Source organism: Desulfonatronum zhilinae, from assembly GCF_900182865.1.
Taxonomy (GTDB): domain Bacteria; phylum Desulfobacterota; class Desulfovibrionia; order Desulfovibrionales; family Desulfonatronaceae; genus Desulfonatronum; species Desulfonatronum lacustre.
This window is the reverse complement of sequence record NZ_FXUJ01000022.1, coordinates 1-24,962: the sequence shown is the minus strand read 5'-3', so window position 1 is coordinate 24,962 and position 24,962 is coordinate 1. Positions and strand designations below refer to the sequence as shown.

Here is a 24,962-nt window from a genome sequence, read left to right as displayed (position 1 = left end):
ATTGAAAATTATGAATTCTTCCGTCTATGGAACGGAAGTGGGTCGCAGAGTGTTTCAGAGAGCGGCCTGAAAAAAATCCTCGCCGAGTTCATGGGCATGCCGGATCGCGCCTCGGGCGGTCAGGTCGGCGAATACGGTGCGGATTTGCGCCGGCTCCAGCCCCAGGGCCTCTCGGACCTGGTCGATGGTTTGCGGGCGGCGACGCAAAGAATTCAGCACCAGCTCGCGTTGGGCTTCCGTCGCCAAGACCTGGGCCGAATCCTGGGCCGAATCCTGGGCCAAATCCTGGGTCTGGTCCTGGATTACGGCGGCCTGCTCGTCCTCTTGCGTAGCAATCGTTCCTTGCAACGCGGTGCGCCATGTCGTCAATGTTTGATGGTCCACCGCCTCGGCCAGAGGGGAGGCGCCCGGCCTGGTCATGGTGACCACGTCCACCCGGTCCGGTCTGAGCCGGGGCAGGAAGTCCCGGAGCAGGGCCAGATTTTCCGGAGTATCGTTGATTCCCCGGTTCAGGAGGATTTCCAGAAAGATTCGGCCGGAGAACCCGGCCCGGAAATCAAGAAGACCCGAGGTGATCCGTTCCAGATCGCCCCCCTGGCAGGGCCTGTTTATCCTGATGAACTCCGCGGGCACAAGGGTGTCCAGGGAGGGCAGGACGATTGCGGCCCCGCTGAGTTCCCGGCGGACCACCGGGTCGTGGAGCAGGGTGGAGTTGGTCAGCACGGCCACCGGGATGTCCGGAAAGATGGCCCGGCTGCCGGCGATAATTTCCTCCAGTTCCGTGTTCAGGCACGGTTCGCCCAGGCCGCCCAGGGTGACGACCTCGGGTCTGGGCATCTGATCTCGTTTCCAAGCCTGAAGCTCGTCCAGAATGACCCGCGCGGGCATGTAGGGGCGGCGTTCCATGGTCAGGACGCGGGTCGGGCCGACCTCGCAATAGACGCAGTCCAGGGAGCAGATGCGTTTGCCCAGGAGGTCCACTCCCAGGGACAGACCGAGACGTCCGGATCGGACCGGACCGTAAAGGGTTTTGAATTGCATGGAGCGTTCGTTGGTTTTGTATGGAATCGGATATTGATGTGGTGGGCCTCAAGGCTGGCTCTCGGCGTCCTCGTCCCGGACGGGGGCAGGGCGTCCTGGGCGGGCAGGGCCATTTTGTTCTCTGGAAAATATCTATAATTTCAAAATGTAGATTGCAGGGTGTTCGAGGGGACCCCCAAGGAAGGGCCAGGAATCATCGAAATCGAAATCGCTATCGAAATCGGGATGTTACCAGAAAACGATTTCGATGGCGATTTCGATTTCGATACCGATCCAGAGTACCCGTGGTTCGAGAACAAAATTGCCCTGCCTGGGCGGGCTTTCAACCTTGACACGTCGGGATTCAGCACATACCAGCACACTTCTTTATCTTCAGGAGGCAATATGCTCAATCCAGGTGATCTGGTAATGCTGGTCTGTCCGCAAGGCAAGCGTTACATTCGAAAAGTTCGCGAAGGCGAAACCATGCAGACCCACTTCGGGGTGCTGGAACACGCGGCCCTGCTGCAAGTCGGGTACGGCGAAGAGGTGCGCACCCACCTCGGCCATCCCTTCCGGCTGCTCAAGCCGAGCCTCTACGACATGGTCAAGATGCTCAAGCGACGGACCCAGATCATCTATCCCAAGGAGATCGGCTATATCCTGCTGAAGTTGGGCATCGCGCCGGGATGCCGGGTGATCGAGGCCGGCAGCGGTTCCGGGGCGTTGACCACGGCCCTGGCCTGGTACGTCGGAGACCATGGCCGGGTCTACACCTATGAGCAGCGCGAAGAATTCTACCGCCTGTGCGGCGAAAACCTGAGCTGGTCCGGGTTGGGAGAACGGGTGGAGCAGTTCAATCAAAACATCGCCGAAGGCTTTGTGCAGACCGATGTGGACGCCCTGTTTCTGGACGTGCGCACCCCATGGGACTTCCTGGACCAGGTCGTGGCGGCGATCATGCCCGGAGCGCCGGTGGGCTTCCTGCTGCCCACGACCAACCAGGTCAGCTCCCTGTTGGCCGGCCTGGAAAAAGCTCCCTTCGAGGATGTGGAAGTCCTGGAGATATTCCTGCGCCGCTACAAGCCCGTGGCCGAAAGACTGCGCCCGGACGACAGGATGGTCGCCCATACCGGTTTCCTGGTCTTCGCCCGGCACGAGGGGCGTAAGGCTGCGCGCTGTTCGGAAGCGGCGATGGATACGTCAACGGCGTCGGCGGACTTGGATATCGACGCGTCAAATCCCGTGGATGCAGCTTAGACGTTGATCGAATCTAATCAAGTCGTCGACCGGGTGCCCGTTTCCCGGTCGTCTTTCCGCTTCGGATATTGAACGTCTCCGGCTGACTGTTCCCGTCAGTTTCCGCCAGGTTGCGATTTTCTGGACAACCAGCTAGATTTACCTATTCTTTCGTAGTGCACGCTTGGATCTGTCGTCATTGACCAAGGTGACGGACGCCGAATCGTATCTTCCTTAAAACAGCAGCCTTCCGTGAGCGTTTCCTTTCATGACCTGTCGCATTCTCGTCCTCAACGGCCCCAATCTCGGCCATCTCGGCCAGCGTCAGCCCGACATTTACGGCACCCAGGGCATGCGCGATCTGCCGGATTTGTTGGAAACCTTGATGGGCCGGGCCGTGGACGAGGTGGAGCTGCTTTTTTTTCAGGCCAACGGTGAAGGCCGGATCATCGATCGCCTGGAGCAGGCCCGTAACGAGGATGTTTACGGCGTGGCTCTGAACGCCGGGGCTTTCACGCACACCAGCCTGGCCCTGGCCGACTGTCTGGCCTGGATCGACCTGCCCTGCGTGGAAGTGCATCTGAGCAACATTCTGGCCAGGGCCGAGTCCATCCGACATGCGAGCCTGATCGCACAGCACTGCATCGGCGTGGTTTCCGGTTTCGGCCTGCTCAGCTACGCCCTGGCCGTGCAGACGCTTTGGCTGCGGTGGTCCACATCCATCGCCGAACAAAGATAATCTTCAACCTCATTCATGGGACCTATGCCATGCCTTCGACGACCGACTTCAAACGCGGACTGAAACTTGAAATCGACGACACGCCCTACGAGATCGTGGAATTCCAGCACGTCAAGCCCGGCAAGGGCGGTGCGTTCGTGCGCACCAAGCTGCGCAACATTCTCACTGGCCGGATCCTGGACCAGACCTACCGCTCCGGGGAAAAATTCGCCAAGCCGGACCTGGAATCCCGGGAAATGCAGTTTCTGTATCACGACGGCACGGGATACGTGTTCATGGACATGACCACCTACGAGCAACTCAGCGTGACCGAGGAGCAGGCCGGGGAAAAGGGCCGCTATCTGGTGGATGGTCAACAGGTCAAAGTGCTGCTGTATCGCGGCCAGGCCATCGACATGGACATGCCGGCCTCCGTGGTGCTGGAAGTGACCGAAACCGATCCCGGCCTCAAAGGCGACACGGTCAGCGGCTCCACCAAGCCGGCCGTGGTGCAGACCGGCCTGACCGTCAACGTCCCGCTGTTCATCAACCAGGGCGACAAGATCAAGGTCGACACCCGCTCCGGGACCTACATCAGCCGCGAGTAGCGGACGATTTGCCCGAGACTCGTTTGATCACTCGTCTGAGTATTGACATGACCTTATCCTCCAGTTCGTTCAAAAATCCCAAGTGCACGAAGCAAAAACCGTTCAAGGTCGAAGCGTATTTCTTCATACGTGAGAGTCTGAACGCTTTGCGGCAACGCGGCAATTGGGAGTTTTTCAACGGGCTGGCATGAGTCCTTCCGCCGTGACCGCCGACGCCCATCCGAGAAATGAAACGCGACTGCTTCGGGAAATATGCGCCCTGACCCTGCTTTTCGCCGCCGCATTTCTCACTCTCAGCCTGTTCAGTTACCACCCCCAGGACCCGTCTTTCAATCAGCAGGCCACCAGCATTCAGTCCATCAATAATCAGGCCGGGATCGTCGGGGCCTATCTGGCCGGATTGTTCGTGGACCTGATCGGGCTTTTGGCGTTCATGTTTCCGGTGGTCCTGGTCTGGTTGGGGCTGGCCTGCGTCTGGCGCGTGTTCCAGGTGTCCTGGTGGCGTTGGATCGGTTTGCTGCTGCTTTGTTTCGCCTTGCTGGCCGCGGCCAGTCACCCTTGGATTCAGGAGCGGATTGTCGTTTCGGGGATTGGCGGTGGCGGTTACTTCGGAGACCAGCTCCACGCTTTGAGCATGGTTTTGTTTCATGAGCGCGGAGCCTTGCTGTTGTGGCTGTTCCTGGTCTTTCTTGCCTCGCAGTTGCTGTTCGGCGTCTACTGGACCACCTGGGGGAGCGCCTTGGTCGAATGGACCAGGCGTTCTCCCCGTCCTCGCCCGGCCAAAGGCAAGCCCGAGAAGCGGAAAAACAGCGACATGCCGTCGTCCCTGCTGGAGGAGTTTCATGTTCCCGGTGGGAAAAGCCGACCCGCCAAACCCAAGGAAGGGAAAAAGGAACGCGACCCGCTGGCCGCGGTCACGGAGAAGCTGGATTTTGCTTTGGGGGAGAAGGGCGTTCCGCTTTTTCCGAGCCTGAACCTTCTGGCCGTCCCGGATCGCAAGCAGCCGCGCACCTCCCCGCAGCGCCTCCAGGAGATGGCCAAGTCCCTGGTGACCTGCCTGGCGGACTTCGGGGTTCAGGGCGAGGTCCAGAACATCCAGCCCGGCCCGGTAATCACCATGTTCGAATACAAGCCCGCGCCGGGGGTGAAGATCAGCCGGATCGCCGGTCTGAGCGACGATCTGTCCCTGGGCCTGAAAGCCGCTTCGGTGCGCGTGGTGGCTCCGTTGCAGGGCAAGGACGCCGTAGGCGTGGAGATCCCCAACGAGCACCGCCAGTCGGTCTGGTTGCGGGATATCCTGGAGTCCGATGCCTTTCAGAAATCCAAATCCAAACTGACCATTGCCATCGGCAAGGACATCGAAGGTCTGCCCATGGTCGCGGACTTGGCCCGGATGCCCCACCTGCTGGTGGCCGGGGCCACCGGGGCCGGAAAGAGCGTGGGCCTGAACGCGATGATCGTGAGCATCCTGTTCAAGGCCCGGCCGGACGAGGTCAAGTTCCTGCTGGTGGACCCCAAGCGGATCGAGTTGGCCGTGTACGCGGACCTGCCCCACCTGGTGCACCCCGTGGTCACGGAAATGTCCCTGGCCAAAAGTGCCCTGGATTGGGCCATGGCCGAGATGGACGCCCGTTACGAGGCCATGGCTGCTTTGGGCGTCCGGCACATCTCGTCGTACCAGCAAAAGGTCGCCGGACTGCCTCCGGAAGAGGCCGAACAGCATCGGGCCATGCCCTACCTGGTGATCATCATCGACGAGTTGGCGGACTTGATGCTCACCGCGGGCAAGGAAGTGGAAGTGAGCATCGTCCGTCTGGCCCAACTGGCCCGGGCCGCGGGCATTCATATGATCCTGGCCACGCAGCGACCTTCGGTTGACGTGGTCACCGGGCTGATCAAGGCCAACTTTCCCTGCCGGATCAGCTTCCAGGTCACGTCCAAGCACGATTCCCGGACCATTCTGGATTCCGTGGGCGCGGAACACCTGCTGGGACAGGGCGACATGCTCTTCAAGCCCAGCGCAGGAAAGTTGCAGCGCATGCATGGAGCCTTCGTCGGCGACGATGAAATCGCCGCGGTGGTCCAGGCTTGGCATGAACAGCAGCCACCCAGCTTTGAGCTGGATTTCAACGAATGGGCCAAGGAGGAGGCCGGCGTCACCAACGGGAACGGTCCCGAAGGCTCTGACGTGGTGGACGACCCCATCTACAGCCAAGCCGTGGAATTCGTCCTGGAACAGGGCCGAGCCTCCATCTCCCTGCTTCAGCGCCGCTTCCGGATTGGTTTCAACCGCTCGGCCCGGTTCATCGAGCAAATGGAAAAAGACGGTCTGCTGGGGGCCCAGGAAGGCAGCAAGCCCCGGGCCGTGATCAAGTCGAAGAAGGGATAGGATATGCCGACAGTCTCGCTGTTCTATGGAATCATTATTCGGATGTTTTTTCGGGATGTCGACAGGCATCAACTGCCGCATATTCATGCGGAATACCAAGGAAGCGTAGCTGTGTACGCCATTGATGACGGTTCGGTGCTGGCGGGAGAGCTGCCATTAAAAAAGCACAAGCTTGTTGTCGCCTGGATAGAGATTCACAAGGACGACTTGCTTGCGAATTGGCAACTGGCCGTGAACGGGAAACATCCTTTTCGGATTCGAGGGCTGGATCAATGAGAATCGCTCAAGTTATTCCTCAAAGTGATTATACGTTGAATATCGTCTCTGAAGACGGGAGGGTCGGTTGGTTCGACGTCCGTCCATATCTCGAATTTGAGGCGTTTCAGCCGTTGCGCGATCTTGATGAATTCATGAATATTCAAAATGGAAAATATTATGTTGAATGGAATTGCGGTGCCGATCTTTCGGTGGATTCCATTGAAGCTCATTGGGTGATAAGATAGTATTTTCAGGCTCATACTGAAACATCTTCTTTTGACGGAGCAGTTACGATGCAATTACACGGAACGACCATCCTCGCCGTGCGGGACGCGGATGGGGTGGCCATGGCCGGGGACGGGCAGGTGACCATGGGCCAGAGCGTGGCCCTGAAGCACAAGGCCCGCAAGGTTCGAAAGATTTACAAGGATCGGGTGATAGTCGGCTTTGCCGGGGCCACGGCGGACGCCATGACGCTGTTCGAGCGCTTTGAGGCCAAGCTGGAGGAATACGGCGGCAACCTGGTCCGGGCCAGTGTGGAAATGGCCAAGGAATGGCGGCTGGACAAGTATTTGCGGCGGCTGGAGGCCATGCTGCTGGTGGCCGACGACACGTCCATCCTGCTGCTCAGCGGCACCGGGGACGTGATCGAGCCGGACGACGGGGTGGCGGCCATTGGCTCGGGCGGGAGTTATGCCCTGGCCGCGGCTCGGGCCCTGGCCCGGAACACATCACTGGACTGCGAGGACATCGTGCGCAAGTCCATGGCCATTACCGCGGAACTGTGCGTGTTCACCAACGACCAACTGAGCCTGGAATCCCTGCGCAAAGACGAGGCCAAGAAGGAGACGACCACCTGATGAGCTACTTGACCCCCCGTGAAATCGTATCGGAACTGGATCGCTACATCATCGGCCAGAAGGACGCCAAGCGCATGGTGGCCATCGCCCTGCGCAACCGCTGGCGTCGGCAGCAGTTGCCCCCGGAATTGCGGGACGAAATCGCGCCCAAGAACATCATCATGATCGGCCCCACCGGTGTGGGCAAGACGGAAATCGCCCGGCGGCTGGCCAAGCTGGCCAGTGCGCCGTTCATCAAGGTGGAGGCGACGAAGTACACGGAAGTCGGCTATGTGGGCCGGGACGTGGAGTCCATGATCCGGGACCTGATGGAGATCGGTGTGACCATGCTGCGCAAGGAGGAAACCGAGCGGGTCCGGGTCAAGGCCGAGAAATTGGCTGAAGAACGGTTGCTTGACCTGCTTCTGCCGGCCAAGAAACCGCCACAGCAGACATCCCCCACCATCCCCCCGACCAGTGGCCAGGCCTTGGAAATCGAGGGCGACGCCGGCCAGGATTCGACCCGGGAAAAATTGCGCAAGCTGTGGCGGGACGGCAAGCTGGATGAGCGTCTGGTGGAACTGGAGGTCAAGGCTTCCTCGCCCCAGGTGGAGATCATGGCCATGCCCGGACTGGAGGACATGGAGATGCAGTTCCGGGACATGTTCAGCCGGGTCTTTCCCCAGCGCCGCAAGCAACGTCGGGTCAAGGTCAAGGACGCCTATGAACTGCTGATCCAGGAGGAGAGCGACAAGCTCATCGACATGGACAAGATCATGGAGGCGGCCCGGGAGCGGGTCGAGCAGGGCGGAATCGTCTTCCTGGACGAGATCGACAAGGTTTGCAGCAGCCGGGAAGCGACCAAGGCCGACGTGTCCCGGGAAGGCGTGCAGCGGGATCTGCTGCCGGTGGTGGAAGGCAGTTCCGTGAACACCAAGTACGGGATGGTGCGCACGGACCACATCCTGTTCATTGCCGCCGGGGCCTTTCATATGTCCAAGCCTTCGGATCTGATCCCGGAATTACAGGGCCGCTTTCCGCTGCGCGTGGAGTTGTCCGCGCTGACCAAGGAGGATTTCCTGCGCATCCTGACCGAGCCCGAGAACGCCCTGACCAAACAGTACATGGCCCTGCTGGGCACCGAAGGCGTGACCCTGGAATTCGCCCCGGACTCCCTGGAAGAGGTGGCGGACTTCGCCCAAAAGATCAACGACGACACGGAAAACATCGGCGCCCGCAGGCTGTATACCATCCTGGAAAAAATTCTCTCCGACCTCTCCTTCGAGGCCTCGGAACGTTCCGGGGACCAGGTGGTCGTGGACGGCGCCTATGTCCGCGACAAGCTCCAGGATATCCAGCAGCGTCGGGATTTGTCGCGGTATATACTGTAGCGCCGGTTCCTTAACCGTGACGGCATCAATCGAAATCGCTATCGAAATCGGTTTCGGTGTCGAAAAAACGATTGGTTCCGAATCTGCTTAAATCGCACCTTTTACCTGGTTGAGCGAGTACAACCCCATGCAACACGAAGTCGCCAAAGCCAAAACCCTGCTCGAAGCGCTCCCGTACATCCGGGATTTTTTCGGGCAGACCGTGGTCATCAAGTATGGCGGGCACGCCATGAAGGACGAGCAGCTCAAGCGGGCGTTCGCCCTGAACATCGTCCTGCTGCGCTACATCGGGGTCAATCCGGTGATCGTGCATGGCGGCGGCCCGCAGATCGGCAGGATGCTGGATCAACTGGGCATCTGCTGCCAGTTCCGGGAAGGGCTGCGGGTCACGGACGAGGCCACCATGGACGTGGTGGAAATGGTGTTGGTGGGCAAGGTGAACAAGGAGATCGTCAACCTGCTCAATCAGCACGGAGGCAAGGCCGTGGGGCTCTCCGGCAAGGACGGGCGGATCATCAACGCCCAGAAAATGGAGATGGTCATCCCGCACAAGGACATGCCCCCGGAAATTATCGACCTGGGCAAGGTGGGCGAGGTCACGGACATCCGCACCGGCCTGATTCGCACCCTGGAAAAAGAAGGCTTCATCCCGGTGATCGCCCCGGTGGGCGTGGACGACGATGGCGAAACTTACAACATCAATGCCGACGCCGTGGCCGGGGCCGTGGCCGCGGCTCTGGAGGCCAAACGGCTGATCCTGCTCACCGACGTACCCGGCGTGCTGGATCTGGAGGGTAATCTGATCTCGTCCATGAACCGGCACAAGGCCGTGGAAGCCCTGGAAAAAGGGGTGCTGCGCGGCGGCATGATCCCCAAGGTCAAATGCTGCCTGGAAGCCGTGGAAGCCGGCGTCGAAAAGGCCCACATCATCGACGGCCGCCTGGAGAATTCCATCCTTCTGGAGATGTTTACCAAGGGCGGGATCGGAACGGAGATCATCTTTTAGGTGAGTTTTCAAGATGTTGCAGGTTTTGGACTTCCCCCTGAGTGGAGGCAGCTTATGAATACGGTCGTGCTCGAACTCCCTTTTGATGCTTTGGCGTTGCCTGGTATGTCCCCGGAAGCGTTGGCACGCGAAGCCCAATTTATGCTGGCCTTGAAACTGTTCGAAGTTGGACGCTTGAGTTCCGGCAAGGCCGCAAAGCTTTGCGGAATGGGGCGGGTAGAGTTTCTTCTTGCCGCAGGACGAGCCGGTGTACCCATAGCAGCGCTGGACAATGATGAGGTGATGGCGGAGTTTAACGCCGATGTTTGATCGCGCGGTGGTCAATGCCGGTCCGCTGATCGCGCTATCACTGCTTGATTCTCTCGATTTGTTGCCAACGTTGTTTACCGAGTGCTGGGTTCCGCGGACCGTCTACAACGAAGTGTCGGTGGCGGATATCGACAAGCCGGGGGCCAGAGCTTTGCAGAGAGCAGTCTGGCAGATGCGTGTCAGAGTGAGTCCCGTTCCCGACCCTTTGCTGGTGATGGAGTTGGATGACGGAGAGGCCGAGGTCATATGCCTTGCACGGCATCTGTCGCCGTGCATGGCGATCATTGATGAACGACGAGGTCGACGAATCGCCCGGCATGTTTATGGACTTCCCGTCAAGGGGACGGCTGGGATTTTGGTCGCAGCCAAACGTCGCGGGTTGATTCCCGTTGTGCGGCCGCTCTTATTGGAGCTGCGCGCCTCAGGATATTATCTCGCCGACAACGTGATTGCCGCCGCATGCCAGGCAGTGGGCGAATAATTGCCACGCAAGTTGTTTTTTTGAGCGTAAGGAGAATATCATGATATCGCGTGAACAAGCCTGGGAGCTGCTTTCCAGCAAGGGCCAGGAACAGCATATGCTGCATCATGCCCTGGAGACCGAGGCGGTGATGCGGGGGGTGGCCAGGCGGCTGGGGCAGGATGAGGAAGTCTGGGGGCTGGCGGGGCTGCTCCATGATCTGGACTTCCATGAAACCAAGGAATTGCCGGAAGAGCACGGTTTGCGGGCGGCCACGTGGCTGGCCGAGGACTTGCCCGAGGAAGCCTTGACGGCCATCCGCGCCCATAACGGCGAGCGCAACGGGGTTGCGCCGTCCACCACCTTCGACCACGCCTTGCGCTGCTCCGAGACCGTCACCGGCCTGGTTTCCGCGGCGGCCCTGATCCGGCCCACGAAGCTGGAGGGGCTGGGGGCCAAGAGTCTGAAGAAGAAAATGAAGGACAAGGCCTTTGCCGCGGCGGTGAACCGGGAGATCATCCGGGAGTGCGAGACCATCGGGGTGGGACTGGATGACTTTCTGAACGATGCCGTGGCCTCCATCACCACCATCGCCGATCAGGTCAACCTGAAGTGACCCTGAAATGACCTCGGTTTCCGAAGCCGTTGGCTCCTGCGCCATGCTCCTGGCCTTTCGCAGCCTGGAGGAAGTCTACGTGCGCGGCAGGACCGTGCATTTCGTGGGCAACGGCCACCGGTTTTACGGCAACATCGAGTGCGAAAGCGTGTCTGATTTGCGGGTCGGCCCGCTTGCGCCGCTGGAAGAATCCGTGCTGGGAAGCGACCAGGAATGGGGCTTCCAGCTTGACCTGACCCTGGACGAGGACATGGCCCGCTCCGGCCGGGAGCGGGTCCGCTTCCAGTTCGCGGACCGGGAGCAGGCGGCCATGGTTCACCAGGTCTTCACCGAAGTCGCGTCCGTGCGTGGCGCGGCTTCTTGATCTTTTCTCTTCTCTCATCTCGTGATGGCTATCTAAGAACCGACCCGAGCATTCTGCCCGCCGTCTTCATCTGCTCTTTGACGGCGCTCCAGAATTCCTCTCCCTTCCGCGCCTCCAGACAGCGCAGAAACCGCGCCTTTTCGCTTTCCTCCTGAAGTTCCAGAATCACCGCGGCCAACGTGTCCTCCACGTTGTAGAGACGCCCCTGAGCCAGGCAGACCGGGATGGTCTGGTCCACGGGGACGTTCAGGTCCCGGGCCACGGCTTGCACCGCCGCGGCGATGGCCACGGCCTTGGGGTTTGGAGCGGCGTTCAGATCGTAGGGAGGCTGCCATTCCTTGACCGGCCGGAGCTGGTCGATGTGTGTGAGCGCGACCACCAGGGGCGGGAGGCGGCGGGAAGGGCGTTCGGCGTACCAGGCCCTGATCCGGTCCAGTTGCTCGCGCTCGGCGTGGCGGTCGGCCCGGTTTGCCGCTGTGACCCAAAGGATCAGGTCCGCGTCCAGCACGGCCCGGCGCAGGGCCTTGGGGGGCAGAAGATCGGTGTCGCATCCGGGGGCGTCCAGGATCAGGGCCGCGTCCCGGCCCTCCCGTTCCAGGCGATAGGCTTTCATGGCCTGGGTGGTTCCAGGCAGCGTATCAGTGGTCACCTGAAGCCTGCCGAACAGGGCGTTGATCAGGCTGGACTTGCCCGTGTTGGCCCGCCCCAGGACCAGGATGCGCAAGGGCTCTGAGGTGGAGGGTTCGCCGTGCTTTCCGGCGTCATTGAGGTCGCTTCGGGTGGCCGCTGTGGGACGGGCCGTGGGGTCCTCGTCAATCAGCAGCAGTTTTCCGCTGTACAGTTCAATGGCGTAGTACCCGACCTTGCGCACGTATTCGCGCAGCAGCCAGGCCTTGACGTTGTCCAGGCCGTATCCGGCGATGCTGTTTCCCAGGTTGCGCCGCACTTCATGAAACAGGGCCGAATAGGGCGAAAGCACGGCCCGGCCCAGGCGGTAGAGGGTTTCGTACTGCCTGGCGGTTTCCCGCCAACGGTTGATCCGGGCCAGCAGGCCCATGGTCAGCTTGTGACTGAAGGGGATGGTCCGGGTGATCTCCCGGCGCAGATCCCGGGCGGCCCGTTCGGTGATCAGCAGGGCGTGGGGGATGGTCAGTTCCAGGAGAGGGTTGTCCGCTTCGGGATGATAGTGGCCGGCGACCACATCCAGAGTGTCCCGGCCCAGCAGGGCAATGCGCTGCACGTCCGCGACCGCCCAGTCCTTGGGCGAGGTTCGCTGGGCCAACTCCTCCACCTTGACCCAACAGGCCTCGTCTTGGCGGGACCAGTGAGGGGCGGGTCTGGTGGTGCGAGATTCGGGGTCTATTGGTTGTTCGGCTTGATCGGTCTTGGATCGGGAACGTTCGATTCGGGCCGCCAGCAGGTGCAACCCGTAGCCGGAAACAGCGCAGATTCCCAACGCAGCCAGCCAGAAAGGGCGGTGGTCGGACAGCCAGATCCAGGCCAGGCCGAGGGCCGGCAGGGCCAGCAGGGGCAGGGCAGCCAGGAACACGGCCAGAAGGCGCAGCAGGCCGAAGCCGCGCAGCAGGGCGATCTTGCTGATCATGATCCGTCCTTTTGCCCGAAGGGCTTGATCAGGTTCCGGCCCCGGCGCAACGCCTCGTCAAAGATCTTCCGGACGTCCTCGGCCCGCACGGAGCGCCTTTGGGCCGCGTGGTCCAGGTAAAGTCGGGCCGCCTTGCCCAGGGCGAAGGTCAGGCCCGCGCCGGTGGCCGCGCCGTAGGCCGCTCCTCCGGTCTGGCCCAGGACCGGAATCAACTTGATCACGCTGCGCCCGGCCAGGCGCAGCCCATATCCGGCCATGATGCCCGGGCCGAGCAGGGCCGAGAATTCGGCGACGCGCCGCTTGTCCCAGCGCACTCCGGCCAGTTCGCCCAGCTTGTGGAGCATCTTCATCTGCAAGGCGGGCAGGGCCGCCAGGTCCACCAGGGGCAGGGCCCCAATGGCCGCGGAAGCCATGGCGTAGCCGACGATCTGCTGATGAGCGGCCAGGGAAAATGAATCGCTCTGGCCGTCTTCCCGGTCGCTCTCGTCTCGAAGCCGCTCTTCCAGGCCGAACCGGGAAGCCCGCTGAACGGCCTTCCAAAGGGCGTCCAGGCCGTAATCCGTGGGTAGAATGTCGTCCTCGGGCAGGGTCAGGTCCACCGGGACCCAGGCCATCGGCTCGTTTCCAGGCAGGGCGCCGAGCCGGTCGCGCTGGAAGAGCAGAGCCCGGGTCAGGTCCGGGGGAACCCGCGTCTCCCAGCCGGATTGGTCGAAGGGGTAGGGCAGAACGTGCTCGAAGCCCGGGGGATAGACTTCGTGCAGGCAGGTTTGGGCCACGATCACCGGCCAGTCCGGTCGCCGACGGCGCACGGCCCGCAAGACGTCGAACACCGCGCCTTGCAGCCCGTCCGAAGCCTTGATCACGGCAATGACCAACTGGGCCTGGGATTCGCAAAAGGCCAGGTCCTCGGCGGGATCGTAGTCCACCTCCCCCAGCCCCTGGGTGTCCAGGAAGCGGACCACCGGGGCATCGGCCGGGTGGTCGTAGAACCGGGCGGTCCGGGTGCAGCTCTGAAAACCGTTGCCGATCTCGGCATCCGGGCTGCCGGTCAGGGAGCGGATGATGGATGTCTTCCCGGACTGGGTCTTGCCCAGCAGCCAGACCACCGGCGGAGGCTGGGCCGCCCTGGCTCGGCGCAGGGCCTCGTCCAGCACGGCGTTGCCCGGGTCGCTTTCGGGATTCTTGTCAGCGGCTGCCCCTCGGATCGTCCGGCGCAGTCCGGTCAGCAGGTCGGCGACCATCGAAAGCTTGTTCAGCCCTTTCATCAGCCGTCCACGCCGCAGCGCACGCCCACGTCCGGGCTGTACAGGTTCTCGGCCATCCAGTCGGTGCGCTTGCCCACGGCCCGGACAAAACCGATGAATTCCCCTTGGTCAACGGCCAGGGCTTCGGCGTCCGATGGGAAATGGGACTTTCCGGAAGCTTCCACGGCCCGCTCGAAGTCATGCCAGTGCCGCCATCCGTCCGGCAGCATATCCACGCTCAGGTCGGTCACGCCCTGATTACGGCTCCAGTGCTCGCGCCACCAGTCCGCGGTCTTGAAGCTCCAGCACTCATCTTCCCAGAAGACCTTGCCGTTGGATTGCGGCGCGGCCAGGTGATCCGGAACCTCCGAAAAGGCTTGCGTCAGGCCGGGGACGACCACGCCGATCCGGCCGCCGGGTTTCAGGAAGCGGGTCAGGTAGCCCAGGTAGAGCACGTCCGTGCCGAAGTACTGATAGGCGTCCACGGACACGACCATGTCGAAGAAGGCCTCGGGAAAAGGCAGGGCGTGGGCCTCGGCCCGCAAGGGATACACCAGGGAGCCAACCCCGGCAGCCTCGGCCCGGGCATGGTTGAATTCCGGAGAGATCCATAAATCCGCGGCCCAGACCTGCACGCCGAACTCCCGGGCCATGAAAACGCTGGTCATGGCCCGCCCGCACCCCAGGTCGAGTACACGCAGTCCCGGTCGCAGGGCCAGGGCCCGGGCCAGCCATTCCATCAGCCAAACGGCGTTGGGCCCCATCTGGTTATCCAGCATCCAGTCCGGGTCGTACTTCGCGGACAGGGGGAATTCGGGCTTGATCAGCGGATTGGTCATGAGCGTTTCCTGTTTTTCAGCTATTTTGCCCAACGAAAATCGTCATCGGATACGCGCCGTCGTTGAGCAGAAACTTGTCGTAGACGCCGTCGAGAATCTCTTGACGCATGGCGAGCCCGGCCTCCTGGAACACCTGGTCCCAGGTCGCCTGGGGAAAGAGGCCGAGGACGTGAAGGTCCGCGTGGGTGGTCAGGTCGCCGTGGCGGCGGATCAGATAGAAGAGCGCGGCCTCGTAGGTGCCGGGGCGGTATGGATTGACGTAGTTGTTTTCCAGCAGCGTGACGTGGACGCCGTCCTTTTCGCCGGTATAGGCGAAATTGTTGTCCTGAAAGGTCTCCGCCGGTTTGCCGACCACCAGCAGTACCCCGCCCGGATGGAGGTGTTCAACAGCGGTTCGCACGGCCTGGCGCAACTCGTCCGGGGTGGTCATGTAGTCGATGCAGTCCGGGATGACCACCGCGTCGAATCGTCGGTTCAAGCGCACGGAGCGTATGTCGTCTTCCAAATATTCGATCTCCGGATGTCTGGTCCGGGCCATGTTCAACATGCCCGGACTCAGGTCCACGCCGGTGATCGCGAAGTGCCGCTTGAACTCCCGATCATGCCCGCCCGCCCCGCAGCCCAGATGCAGCAGAGTCCGCGGCGCACGAACCAGGCCCGACGTCGCGGCCCGCCGGATCAGCTCCACATAAACAGCGGCCTCCCGCTCATAATCCGCCGCATCGGCCAACCAATCATCGACCCAGGCCAGGTCGTTGTAGGCAATCCAGGGGGATGTCATTGTGTGTTCTCCTGTCTTGAGTGAAGTGCTTGCGTTTTACGGCGTGATGGCCACTCATCGACGCTCGTCCCCGATCACACCTTCAACTTCTGGCGTGCAGGGATCAGTTGAAGAGTTTTCTTCCCAGGAGAGGCAACCCCGAGGAGCAGAACAGGGCCAGACATAGTACGCCGGATAGAGGATGAGCAAGGCCTTTGTCAGTCTTTCGCACCATTCGCATCGCGGAGTTCAGGCCAGAGAAATATCAGAGTCGGCGGCGGGAATGTGGCGGGCCCGCTGTCTGAATGCGCGGCCAGGATTAGGAGATTAAATTCGCGGAAGCAGGATCTATGAATGTGGAGAAGGGTCATGGAGAAGGGTCATGGAGAAGGGCCTCGGCGACGTGTGACCCAACGAGCGTGTCACCGGGAACATGACGCTTCACGCCTCATCCGTGGGGCAACTCTGGGGTTCAGCCGCGTTGCCTCGCCACCAACTCTCAACAAGTAAGAGTTTGGACAAATGGTCGCCTCCGGTCACACCTTCAACCTATCCGAACGCAGCACATAGGCCAGGGCGGTTCCCACGACGAATCCCACGGCCAGGTTGGAAGCCAGGGTGATGCCGACCACGGCGACCGCCACGAACAAATCCTTGCGAACATTGATGTCCAGCATGCTCATGCAAAGTTGGAGACCGGCAAAGACGAGCAGCACGCCCAGGGCGGACATGGGGAAGAGGACTGACAGGATGTGGTTGCCCAGGAGCACGGCCAGGGCCAGGAATATGGCTCCGATGATCAAATTCAAACCAAATCGAAAGGAGAAAGGCACGTTTTCATGAATTATCGTGTAAGTATGCGTGGAGATACCCTTGACGCCGCAATGGGTCAAGTCCGTTGAGGAATGAGGGACGCCGCGCCGCGTCCCGACTGAAGTCGGCCTCACTCCCGATTGAGAACCACGCAATAGGCCCCGAAAAGCACCCAGACCTGGTCGCCTGAGCGCAGCTTCAGGCGACGGCTGCTCGCGGCGGTCGTTATGGAGCAGATTTCCGTGCCGTCCGCCAGGCGCAGCAGAATTTCGGCGTTGATCCGACCGGTGCTGACGTCGATGACCATGGCCGGCAGGCGGTTGTCCGCGCTGTTCTGGTCCGCTCCCTCGGAGCCGGCGACGAGTACCCAAGGAGCCTTGATTTCCGCGGTCACGAACATCCCGGCCTTCAGCCGCATCCTGCGCAGACTGGCGTTGGTGATCACCGAGACGACGTGCAGCCCGCCCAGAGTCAGCAGCGTCACTTCGGACTGAATGTCCCCGGTGAGAATTTCCGTGATCTTGCCGAAAAAAATGTTCCGGGCGCTGGTGCGCCGGCGACTCTCCCGGTCGATATACCGTCTGGCGGCATGGTGGACGTCTTCCTCGGAGACATCCAGATGCGCGGCGGTGAGGTTGGGCGTGGAGTGGCCGAGCAGCCGCTGGACCACGGGCAGGGGCAGATTGCCGCGCAGCAGTTCCACGGAGCGTGAGCGGCGCAGCGTACTGGGATTGCCGAACTCCCGGGGCAGCCCGCAAGCCTCGGCCTGCTCGTAAAACTTGCGCCGGACATGGGCCGGGTCGATTCGAAACAAGGCATCCTCCGGACCATGCCCGCCCGCAGTCAAGGCCGCGCGCAGCTCTTCAGCCAGGTCGTCGGGAATTTCAACGACCCTGGCGCGTTCCCGTTCCTCGCCGCCCACGGTGACGACCCGCTTCCCCAGATCGATGTCCCCCGCCTTGAGGTCCAATATTTCGTTCAGCTTGGCGCCCGTATGACGGATCAAAAGAAATATCAAAAGGATGCGCCGCCTGGACTCCCGAACGTCCCGCCGCGGAGAGTCCGTTGCCCAGACGCGAAAGGTTCGCTCCAGCTCCGCCAGTTGGACGGAGTCGAGAATCTTGACGTTCGGTGGGACGGAAAACGAAGCGCCCGGCGAATGCCGTGTCGCGGGGTCTTCATCAGGGATGGTGTGCATTTTGGTGTGGGATCAGTAGAAAAGTTTACGGGATGGTTCAAAAGCTGTTGACACGTGAAGAGATGAACCGCCCACTATGCTCAAGGCACTGGTGACACAAAGTAAGAATTTTGTCTTCCGCTGGAAAGATGCCGAAGCCAAAAGGCTCCACGCTTGACGTCTTGCCGTCGCAGATTCCGGAGTCTTCAGTCAAGCCCGCCTTCAGGCCGGAAAAAGGACATCATCCGGATTCATTGGCATTGCCATTGGCCGCCTCAAACATCGGAGTCAGAATATCTCCCGCGCTTTCACCACCGGAGCGACGCTCCCGATAATCCAGCACCTCCAACACCCGTCCGTGACCAAAAGCCACCAGGCTTTGGGCAAAGACCTCCACATCGGCCAGATCGTGGGTGACCATGACCATGGGCACGTCAACACGTTTCTGAATTTGGGCCAGTTCCTCGCGCATTTTCGCCCGCAAGGGCTGATCCAGGGCCGTGAACGGCTCGTCCAGAAGCAACAGCCGCGGATTGGGGGCCAGGGCTCTGGCCAGGGCCGTGCGTTGGCGCTGGCCGCCGGACAATTGATGGGGACGTTGTCCGGCAAGAGCGGCGATGCCGAACAATTCCAGCAGTTCCTCCACCTTTCGCCGCTGTTCAGTGCTGAGCGGACGAAATGGTCGCTTCAGGCCGAAAGCCACGTTTTCTCGGACAGTCAGATGCGGAAACAGGGCATAGTCCTGAAACACAACGCCGACATTGCGCTTTCTGGCGGGCACGTTCACTCCTGTCCGGGAGTCATAAAACGTGACGCCTCGGACCGCGATGTGCCCTGACCGAGGGGCCAGCAATCCCGCCAGGGTCATCAGGGTCAGTGTTTTGCCGGAACCGGACGGCCCAAAGAGAACGATGGACGTGGAAGACGCCTGGAACGACGCATCCATCGCAAAACCGCCGACATCACCGGTGAAGCGTGTCGTGATGTCGCATCGCAGAAGCATTGTCATTCCGCTTTGCTGAATCCGTACCCGGAAAGGACGGCTTGTCCCTTCTCGGAGAGGATGAAACGCACGAAGGCTTGGGCCAAGTCCGGCTGTTTGCTGTCGGAGAGCGGGGCGATGGGAAACAGGGCCGACTCCTTCATGGGCATTTCCATGACCACGGCCACGCTGTCCGCCCCCCGGACCGCGTCCGAGGCGAAAAAGAACCCGGCATCCACCTCGCCGAGCCGTAAATAGCTCAGCAGTTGGGTCACGTTTTCCGCGAAAATGTAATTAAGCTCCAAAACTTCCCAGAGTTCCAGGTCCTTCAGTGACTGCCTGGTGTAATTCCCCGCGGGACTGGTGTCCGGGGTGACCACACCAACCCGACGGACACCGGCGTTCTCCAGGTCTTTCAAGGTCGAAATCCCGGCGGGGTTGTTTTGAGGCACGGCCAGGACAATCCGGTTTTGCGCAAAGACTTTGGATTCCATCGCTTCAACGCGCCCGATCCGGATGGCCTCGCCCATCCAGCGCATGTCCGCGGAGGCGAATACGTCCACGGGCGCGCCCTGTTCGATCTGCCGGTAGAGCGCCCCGGAGGCTCCGAAGTTGAAGACCAGTTGCGTTCCAGGGTGTTCCTTTTCAAAATCATTCTTGAGCACACTGAAGGCATCCGTCAGCGAGGCTGCCGCGGACACGATCAACTCCTGAGCCGCAACCGGCACGACCGAGGCAGGAAACAGAAAAACACACAGCAAGGCGGCGGCAATTCGTTGCATCACCTTTCCTCCCATTTGGGTTTGAGCAGAGATCCCGTAATCCATAAAATCAACACGCAGGAGGCGGACAAGACAAGCACCAACATGTTGGTCAAGTCTTGGTTCCCGGTCTGCACGGCGCTGTACACGGCCAAGGGCATGGTCTGGGTTCGACCGGGCAGGTTCCCGGCAACCATCAAGGTGGCCCCGAACTCGCCCATGGCCCGGGCAAAGGCCAGCATGGTTCCGGCCACGATTCCGCGCACGGCCATGGGCAGCAAGACGCGCAAGAAAATTTGCCATTCGCCGCAGCCCAGGGTGCGGGCCGCGTTCTCGTATTTTTGCCCCACCCCTTCCAACGCGGCTCGGGCCGACTTGAACACCAGGGGAAACGCCACCACGGACGCGGCAATCACCGCCCCCTGCCAAGTGAACATCAGGGTGATCCCAAAAGTCGACTCCAGCCAGCCGCCGATCACTCCGTTGCGCCCTATCAGCACGATCAAATAGTAGCCAAGCACCGTGGGCGGCAGAACCATGGGCAGGGTCAACACGGCGTCAAGCATGTTCCGACCGGGAAAACGAAACCGATGAATCACCCAGGCCAACAGCACCCCGGACACCAGGGCGAACAGCGTGGCCAGGGACGCCACGCGCAAGGTCAGTTGCAGGGGGAAGAGAAACGAGCCGTCAGTCATTGTCCGGCCATGGTCGGATTCCGGTTGTCTTGCCTATTCTCCAAAGCAGCGCCGCAACCAGTAGACAAAGGAACCCGCCGAAAGGACTGGCCATGGTCAGTGGCAGGCCGATACCTGCCAGGAACAAAGGCAGGCCTTTCGTGGCCGCTTCCCCTGCCGGAATCCGGGACAAGCTGCACGAAGCGTCCCCATCCACTCCGTCGGAATAGACATACAGGCAATTACCCACCAATTTCTCACAAACCACAAAAACCATGGCCACGATCCAAATCCCCAGAACAATACCCATGACTCCCTCCTCCTGCTCAATGTTTTTTCTGAGTAGAGCATCATGTGTGCCAAAAATAAAATCCTGGAATCGTTGAGAATATTTCCTAGACTCTAGAAAAAGCTACACTTTTGCAGCATACACTCCATACAATTATGTATCGTTGCCAGGAACTCGACGCCAATGTGGAAGCTTTTCTGAAGGAATCAGCTATGCTATTTTTAGCATAACATCAACAGGAACGCATCGAGAAACGGTCCTGGTTCATCGGGTAGTTGTCTGGTTCTTACTCTTCAAAGGCCAGAGCCAGCCGGTAGGCGGTTCCGTGCAGCCCCACCGTGGTCCAGACAACATTTTTGACCACTTCCTCACGCATGTTCTTGTCCAGAAAACGGTATCGCCCCCGGCCATCCGGCTCGGCAGCAATCCTGCGAGCAACTGCAAGCAGGGAAGGATATGTTTGATATAGAGGATCAAGAAAAACATTTTTGCCGATTTCCTGTTCATTGATATCATAGACCATGACCCCATCCTTCTGGATCACAAACATTTCCAAGGGAAAGTTGGAGACCTTCTGGGAAATAATGCTCCCGAAAAAATCCGGTTTGGCCAAAATGCTGACTGATCCAATGAGCTCATTTTCAAGATTGAATACAGGATGCTCCAGGTCAATACCCACAAACCCCTCAACCATCTTTACGGCCTGACTGAGTACAGGCTGACGCGTGGAATGCAGCCGAACGATTTGTTCCTGATGGCTGATGTCCTCTCCAATGACATCCAGGTACCTGTCCGGGGCCACATTGACGATTATCCCTTCAGCATCAACGGTAACGCAGTTGTAGGCATGGGGATTTTTTGCGTAAAGTTCCTGGAGTATTGAAGCGGCAGGCTCTCCCGCAAGTCCTGTTTTGGAAAGCTTCCGGGCAGCCAGTGCAATATCCTGGTCCATTTCCTGGAATATGTTTTCAAGCTGTTGCGAAGTCTTTTCAAGAAGCATGGGAAATTGAAATCCGGCAACCTGAAACCGGCCGTCCATTATCTGCTTAAACAGATATGGATACCTGGCGTCTCCATGGCTGGTGAAGTAAATCTCCCCCAGCGCACCCACGAATATCCGCCCTGCGTAGCTCTGAAACAGATCAGCCGACCGCACAACCCCCTTGTCCAGGATCTGCAAAAGAGTGGTCACTGCATCAAAGGCTTCGACCCCAAAAAATCCGGGATCGCTTCCGTATTTCCCCCGGTACATGCCAGAAAATTCATGCTTTGTATTGTAGGAAGGGTAGGTATAGACAAGACCGTTGGTGTATTCCGGCTCAGCCAGTAGTTCCACACGCTCAATGGGCCGAGTGCCCACGAATTGCGAGGTTATTCCGATTTTTCGGGCCTGCCGGGCAATCCCGGCAGCCTCCCCCGCACTGATGAGCACCAGGACGTCTGGATCAATGGTCTGTATTTCCGCAAGTTCTTCGTGGATGTCCATCTTTTGAGGATCATACACATACGCTGCTGCAACCTGATCAGGAAAAGTGTGCCGGATGTGGGAAATCCAGCTGTTGCCCAGGTCGTTGTCCATGGCCATAATTCCTATTTTCTCGAAGGAGGACAGATACTCGGCCAACTGCTGCTGCTCATCCGCCGCGTCCAGAGTGAATCGGACTGTATTTCCTGAATGGGTGCGATTCAACGCCGCGCTGCCAATGGCGATGTGAAATATGCCTTTCTCGGCAGCAAGGGGATGTATCGCGTCAGAAGCCCAACTGGAGCAGCTGATGACTGCCAGAGGACGATCCTCAAGCCCTGCAAGCTCTTGAAATGCCTGCACAGCGCTTTCCTTGTCCGCACCTCCATCCTTGAAGATAATCGTTACAGGAACATCCGACTTTGAAAGAGCCAGATTGATGGCTCTTTGCTGCTCAATAGCGATATCTTCAAAGGCTGAGGAAAAAGGAAGAATGACCCCGATGACTGGTCTGTCAAATTCCGTTGCTGAATCCTGTGCAAAGGAAACACTGCTTGAAAGCGCAACTAGAATACACATCACCTTCATACCTATCATAAAAAACCGTCCAAACATTCAATTTTCCTTTTTTTCCAATTCTGAATTTGTAGGAAAGTGCCATACAAAAACGACACAACAAGACGCCGATTCTTTTCTAGCTGACCCCACGCGAAACGAACGTCGTTCCGCGACAGAGAAGCATCGCTTCGACCATCCACGCTGGAAACACCTCCGCGTGGCCAGCGGCGCGTTTCTTGGACTTGGCCAAGCTCATGTGCCGGTGCATTTCTGCGGAGAGGGGTCAGGTCTGCTCTTGGCTCAAAGTGTTCCTTTTTTCAGTATCGCCTCAATCATCCACCCGGGAGGAAAGACCTCCCCGTGCTCAGCGACCTGTTTCTTGGGCGTGACCAAGCTCACGTGCCGATCCTTTTTGGCGATTACTTGTGGCATGTGGCAGGCATTTTGGACTGCTGCTCTTCAACTTCAACAGGCGCGATTTTGCGATCCGCTGAAGATCGTGGTTGGCAGCTCCATTTTCAAATGTCGAGTGCAAACCGGATTGCTCGTCCGACCTCTACCATCTTCGTTCGGGGGAGGGATGTGATCAATGGACCGATTTTACCTTTTGAAACAGTCTGCAAGTGGTCACAATTGACCGCGCAATCCTTGGGCATACCCTCAATCGTCGAGAGAAACACTTCCGATGGAATATCGCGCACAGTAGTTGTGATAGGCGCGATGGTAACCTCCCCCAGGTACTCCAACACGCTGTCGCGCGTCAGGATGAGGACTGGCCGTTTTTTATCCGGCGCCGCGAATTTATACCAGCGTATTTCCCCGTGCTTCATCCATCCCCCCATGCCTGTTCGGCTTCCCAAACCGAAAACTCATCGCCGGCAACCGGATATTGTTCGTAACCACGTCGATGTTTTAGCTCAAGTTGCCCGTTTTTATACTTTTCCAGCGCATCCTGTAGAGCCTTTCTTGTGAAAGCGGACCGACTCGTGTGGAGTTCCCTTGCAACACGATCCACCGCCTTGACGAGATTATCATCAAGGGTCATCTGAATTGTTCGCATAACGCACCTCCTCAATGTGGATACTTATAGCTATGAGTAATCCACATCACGGACAACGTCAAGAGCAAATCGATCTGCCAAAACGACGTACCGGGAGGTTTCGAAAAACGGGAAGTTCCTGGTGGTCGAACGATTCGACCTCACGGAGCAGGACCGGTACATGGGATTTGAGGATTTTTGCGTCCTGGCGGGCCTGCCCAGCGCGAAGAAGTACCACGGGAGTTATGAACAACTGACCAAGGTGCTCCAGAACTACTGCATCCAAGAATGCCTCGGAGAATGCCTTGCCGACCTGTTCAAGATGATCGCCGTCAGCGTTGTGCTGCGCAACGGAGACGCGCACCGTAAAAATTTTTGCCTGATCTCCGACAGCCCTGAGGCAAGACGCGGAAAGCTGGCCCCCACCTTCGACATCGTGACCACCACGGCCTACCTCCCCCACGACGCCCTGGCCCTGGCCCTGGACGGATCAAAAAAATGGCCGGACCGGAAACGCCTGCTGCGCTTTGCCGAACATCACTGCGGCCTGCAGCGCAAGCAGGCGGACATGATCCTGGAAGAAGTCAAACACGGAGTCAGGCAAGCCCAAAAAGAACTCGCGCACGGCGTCTCGCACCTTGAAGGCTTTGCCGCAGTGGGCAGGGCCATGGGGAAGGAATGGGACAAGGGCCTCGGCGACGTATGAGAGTCAACGTCACGAGCCCGCGTCGCGACGGTCCGGAGCAGGCTTAGTTTGCCGGTTGGCCGATCATCCGTAAGCGTCTTTTCGATCATCCACCGTCAGCATGAACACGATTCCCTCGTTCTCGTCCACGGAGTATTGATAGAGAAGGCATCGTCGGAAAAGGCATGCATGATCCGGACGCTTTCATGAAGCAAGGCGGTCAACTTTCCGCACCGATTTCTTGACCAGGAAGCAACCGGCGCTTAGGCTTAAAGCTTGTCTCATCATCAATTCAGACTCCTGGGATCGCTCCCCATGCTGGAGGCGCCATGACCGCATTGCCCGCTTTGAAACCCGACGGATTCACGTACCAGGATTACCTGACTTGGCCGGACCAGGAACGCTGGGAAATCATTCACGGCGAGGCCTTTGCCATGACTCCCGCGCCGTCAACACGGCATCAAACCCTGGTCGGCAATTTTTTTTTTGAGATCAAAAAGTCCCTTCTCGCGGGGAAATCACCCTGCGCGGTCTTCACCGCCCCCACGGACGTGGTCCTGGACGAACGGACCGTGGTTCAGCCGGACCTGTTCATTGTTTGCGACAAGGCCAAGGTCACGCCCAAGTCCATCCAGGGAGCGCCGGATCTGGTCATTGAAATCGTATCCAAGGCGACAGCGTTCAAGGACACGGTGATCAAAAAACAACTGTACGAGGAATTCGGCGTGACCGAGTATCTCTTGTTTTTGGCTCTTCCGCAGAATTTATGGGTTTGGCTTTGCGATGATTTTTCTATTTGAGCACATAGTCGAGGGCTGGCGTGGCGCTTGCGAGCGAGACCCCAAAAGTCTCG

The 24,962-nt window shown here is 59.5% G+C and carries 28 protein-coding genes and 1 pseudogene; 15 read left to right on the top strand and 14 right to left on the bottom strand.

All coding sequences use genetic code 11. The annotated features are described in order from the left end of the window. Nucleotides 1-54 precede the first annotated feature (54 nt). Nucleotides 55-1,041: a radical SAM protein gene (locus AC559A_RS15295; protein ID WP_498818567.1), complete on the bottom strand. Its 987-nt coding sequence runs from the start codon at nucleotides 1,039-1,041 to the stop codon at nucleotides 55-57. Nucleotides 1,042-1,425: 384 nt separating this feature from the next. Between AC559A_RS15295 and AC559A_RS15290 the strand changes: the two genes are divergently transcribed. From AC559A_RS15290 to AC559A_RS15230, 13 genes are all read left to right on the top strand, one after another. Then, nucleotides 1,426-2,280, top strand: coding sequence for a tRNA (adenine-N1)-methyltransferase (locus tag AC559A_RS15290; protein ID WP_498818566.1), 855 nt, complete (start codon nucleotides 1,426-1,428; stop codon nucleotides 2,278-2,280). A 247-nt stretch (nucleotides 2,281-2,527) separates the two neighbouring features. Then, on the top strand, nucleotides 2,528-2,998 hold the full coding sequence (locus AC559A_RS15285; RefSeq protein ID WP_028572147.1) for a type II 3-dehydroquinate dehydratase: 471 nt from the start codon (nucleotides 2,528-2,530) through the stop codon (nucleotides 2,996-2,998). A gap of 29 nt (nucleotides 2,999-3,027) precedes the next feature. Next, a complete protein-coding gene (gene efp, locus AC559A_RS15280) occupies nucleotides 3,028-3,585 on the top strand; it encodes an elongation factor P (protein ID WP_498818565.1) in 558 nt (185 codons plus the stop codon). Nucleotides 3,586-3,772: 187 nt separating this feature from the next. After that, a complete protein-coding gene (locus AC559A_RS15275) occupies nucleotides 3,773-5,974 on the top strand; it encodes a DNA translocase FtsK (RefSeq protein ID WP_498818564.1) in 2,202 nt (733 codons plus the stop codon). Between the two features lie 3 nt (nucleotides 5,975-5,977). Beyond that, nucleotides 5,978-6,250 (top strand): DUF4160 domain-containing protein, encoded by a 273-nt coding sequence (locus AC559A_RS15270; RefSeq protein WP_498818563.1) that lies wholly within the window; start codon nucleotides 5,978-5,980, stop codon nucleotides 6,248-6,250. Then, nucleotides 6,247-6,477, top strand: coding sequence for a DUF2442 domain-containing protein (locus AC559A_RS15265; RefSeq protein ID WP_498818562.1), 231 nt, complete (start codon nucleotides 6,247-6,249; stop codon nucleotides 6,475-6,477). The genes AC559A_RS15270 and AC559A_RS15265 overlap by 4 nt, the downstream gene beginning before the upstream one ends. Nucleotides 6,478-6,525: 48 nt before the next feature. After that, nucleotides 6,526-7,092: an ATP-dependent protease subunit HslV gene (hslV, locus tag AC559A_RS15260; protein WP_498818561.1), complete on the top strand. Its 567-nt coding sequence runs from the start codon at nucleotides 6,526-6,528 to the stop codon at nucleotides 7,090-7,092. After that, nucleotides 7,092-8,462, top strand: a complete 1,371-nt coding sequence (gene hslU, locus AC559A_RS15255; protein WP_498818560.1) for an ATP-dependent protease ATPase subunit HslU — start codon at nucleotides 7,092-7,094, stop codon at nucleotides 8,460-8,462. The genes hslV and hslU overlap by 1 nt, the downstream gene beginning before the upstream one ends. 127 nt (nucleotides 8,463-8,589) lie before the next feature. Continuing rightward, nucleotides 8,590-9,468 carry an acetylglutamate kinase gene (gene argB / locus AC559A_RS15250; protein WP_028572140.1) on the top strand — a complete coding sequence of 293 codons (879 nt, stop codon included), beginning with the start codon at nucleotides 8,590-8,592 and terminating at the stop codon, nucleotides 9,466-9,468. A 54-nt stretch (nucleotides 9,469-9,522) separates the two neighbouring features. After that, a complete protein-coding gene (locus AC559A_RS15245) occupies nucleotides 9,523-9,777 on the top strand; it encodes a UPF0175 family protein (RefSeq protein WP_028572139.1) in 255 nt (84 codons plus the stop codon). Then, nucleotides 9,770-10,258: a PIN domain-containing protein gene (locus AC559A_RS15240; protein ID WP_028572138.1), complete on the top strand. Its 489-nt coding sequence runs from the start codon at nucleotides 9,770-9,772 to the stop codon at nucleotides 10,256-10,258. The genes AC559A_RS15245 and AC559A_RS15240 overlap by 8 nt, the downstream gene beginning before the upstream one ends. A 40-nt stretch (nucleotides 10,259-10,298) precedes the next feature. Further along, nucleotides 10,299-10,853 (top strand): HDIG domain-containing metalloprotein, encoded by a 555-nt coding sequence (locus AC559A_RS15235; protein WP_028572137.1) that lies wholly within the window; start codon nucleotides 10,299-10,301, stop codon nucleotides 10,851-10,853. A gap of 7 nt (nucleotides 10,854-10,860) precedes the next feature. Further along, nucleotides 10,861-11,217 carry a hypothetical protein gene (locus AC559A_RS15230; protein WP_498818559.1) on the top strand — a complete coding sequence of 119 codons (357 nt, stop codon included), beginning with the start codon at nucleotides 10,861-10,863 and terminating at the stop codon, nucleotides 11,215-11,217. A gap of 28 nt (nucleotides 11,218-11,245) precedes the next feature. On the opposite strand, the gene AC559A_RS15225 is transcribed toward AC559A_RS15230, so the two are convergent. The 13 genes from AC559A_RS15225 to AC559A_RS15165 all read right to left on the bottom strand — a co-directional run bounded on the left by AC559A_RS15225 (nucleotide 11,246) and on the right by AC559A_RS15165 (nucleotide 23,445). Continuing rightward, a complete protein-coding gene (locus tag AC559A_RS15225) occupies nucleotides 11,246-12,820 on the bottom strand; it encodes a GTPase family protein (protein WP_498818558.1) in 1,575 nt (524 codons plus the stop codon). Then, complete coding sequence (locus AC559A_RS15220; protein WP_498818557.1) at nucleotides 12,817-14,085, bottom strand: YcjF family protein; 1,269 nt, start codon at nucleotides 14,083-14,085, stop codon at nucleotides 12,817-12,819. Before AC559A_RS15220 ends, AC559A_RS15225 begins: the two co-directional genes overlap by 4 nt. Beyond that, a complete protein-coding gene (locus AC559A_RS15215; protein WP_498818556.1) occupies nucleotides 14,085-14,903 on the bottom strand; it encodes an SAM-dependent methyltransferase in 819 nt (272 codons plus the stop codon). The genes AC559A_RS15220 and AC559A_RS15215 overlap by 1 nt, the downstream gene beginning before the upstream one ends. Before the next feature lie 16 nt (nucleotides 14,904-14,919). Next, a complete protein-coding gene (locus AC559A_RS15210) occupies nucleotides 14,920-15,684 on the bottom strand; it encodes a class I SAM-dependent methyltransferase (protein WP_498818555.1) in 765 nt (254 codons plus the stop codon). Nucleotides 15,685-16,199: 515 nt separating this feature from the next. Continuing rightward, entirely contained in the window at nucleotides 16,200-16,472 is a 273-nt protein-coding gene (locus tag AC559A_RS15205; protein ID WP_028572132.1) for a hypothetical protein, read from the bottom strand. Nucleotides 16,473-16,606: 134 nt separating this feature from the next. Beyond that, nucleotides 16,607-17,674, bottom strand: coding sequence for a TOBE domain-containing protein (locus AC559A_RS15200; protein WP_498818554.1), 1,068 nt, complete (start codon nucleotides 17,672-17,674; stop codon nucleotides 16,607-16,609). A 220-nt stretch (nucleotides 17,675-17,894) separates the two neighbouring features. Further along, nucleotides 17,895-18,656 carry an ABC transporter ATP-binding protein gene (locus AC559A_RS15195; RefSeq protein WP_498818600.1) on the bottom strand — a complete coding sequence of 254 codons (762 nt, stop codon included), beginning with the start codon at nucleotides 18,654-18,656 and terminating at the stop codon, nucleotides 17,895-17,897. Nucleotides 18,657-18,658: 2 nt separating this feature from the next. Next, entirely contained in the window at nucleotides 18,659-19,417 is a 759-nt protein-coding gene (modA, locus tag AC559A_RS15190; RefSeq protein WP_498818553.1) for a molybdate ABC transporter substrate-binding protein, read from the bottom strand. Next, nucleotides 19,417-20,094, bottom strand: coding sequence for a molybdate ABC transporter permease subunit (gene modB / locus AC559A_RS15185; protein ID WP_498818552.1), 678 nt, complete (start codon nucleotides 20,092-20,094; stop codon nucleotides 19,417-19,419). Before modB ends, modA begins: the two co-directional genes overlap by 1 nt. After that, a complete protein-coding gene (locus AC559A_RS15180) occupies nucleotides 20,087-20,383 on the bottom strand; it encodes a hypothetical protein (protein WP_498818551.1) in 297 nt (98 codons plus the stop codon). Before AC559A_RS15180 ends, modB begins: the two co-directional genes overlap by 8 nt. A 265-nt stretch (nucleotides 20,384-20,648) precedes the next feature. Then, nucleotides 20,649-22,442 (bottom strand): ABC transporter substrate-binding protein, encoded by a 1,794-nt coding sequence (locus AC559A_RS15175; RefSeq protein ID WP_498818550.1) that lies wholly within the window; start codon nucleotides 22,440-22,442, stop codon nucleotides 20,649-20,651. A gap of 461 nt (nucleotides 22,443-22,903) precedes the next feature. Further along, nucleotides 22,904-23,215: a type II toxin-antitoxin system PemK/MazF family toxin gene (locus AC559A_RS15170; protein ID WP_498818549.1), complete on the bottom strand. Its 312-nt coding sequence runs from the start codon at nucleotides 23,213-23,215 to the stop codon at nucleotides 22,904-22,906. After that, on the bottom strand, nucleotides 23,212-23,445 hold the full coding sequence (locus tag AC559A_RS15165; RefSeq protein WP_028572125.1) for a ribbon-helix-helix domain-containing protein: 234 nt from the start codon (nucleotides 23,443-23,445) through the stop codon (nucleotides 23,212-23,214). The genes AC559A_RS15170 and AC559A_RS15165 overlap by 4 nt, the downstream gene beginning before the upstream one ends. A gap of 91 nt (nucleotides 23,446-23,536) precedes the next feature. Between AC559A_RS15165 and AC559A_RS15160 the strand changes: the two are divergent. Continuing rightward, nucleotides 23,537-24,130, top strand: a pseudogene (locus AC559A_RS15160) (HipA domain-containing protein); the annotation flags it as partial. Between the two features lie 308 nt (nucleotides 24,131-24,438). After that, nucleotides 24,439-24,909: a Uma2 family endonuclease gene (locus tag AC559A_RS15155; RefSeq protein WP_498818548.1), complete on the top strand. Its 471-nt coding sequence runs from the start codon at nucleotides 24,439-24,441 to the stop codon at nucleotides 24,907-24,909. Nucleotides 24,910-24,962 lie beyond the last annotated feature (53 nt).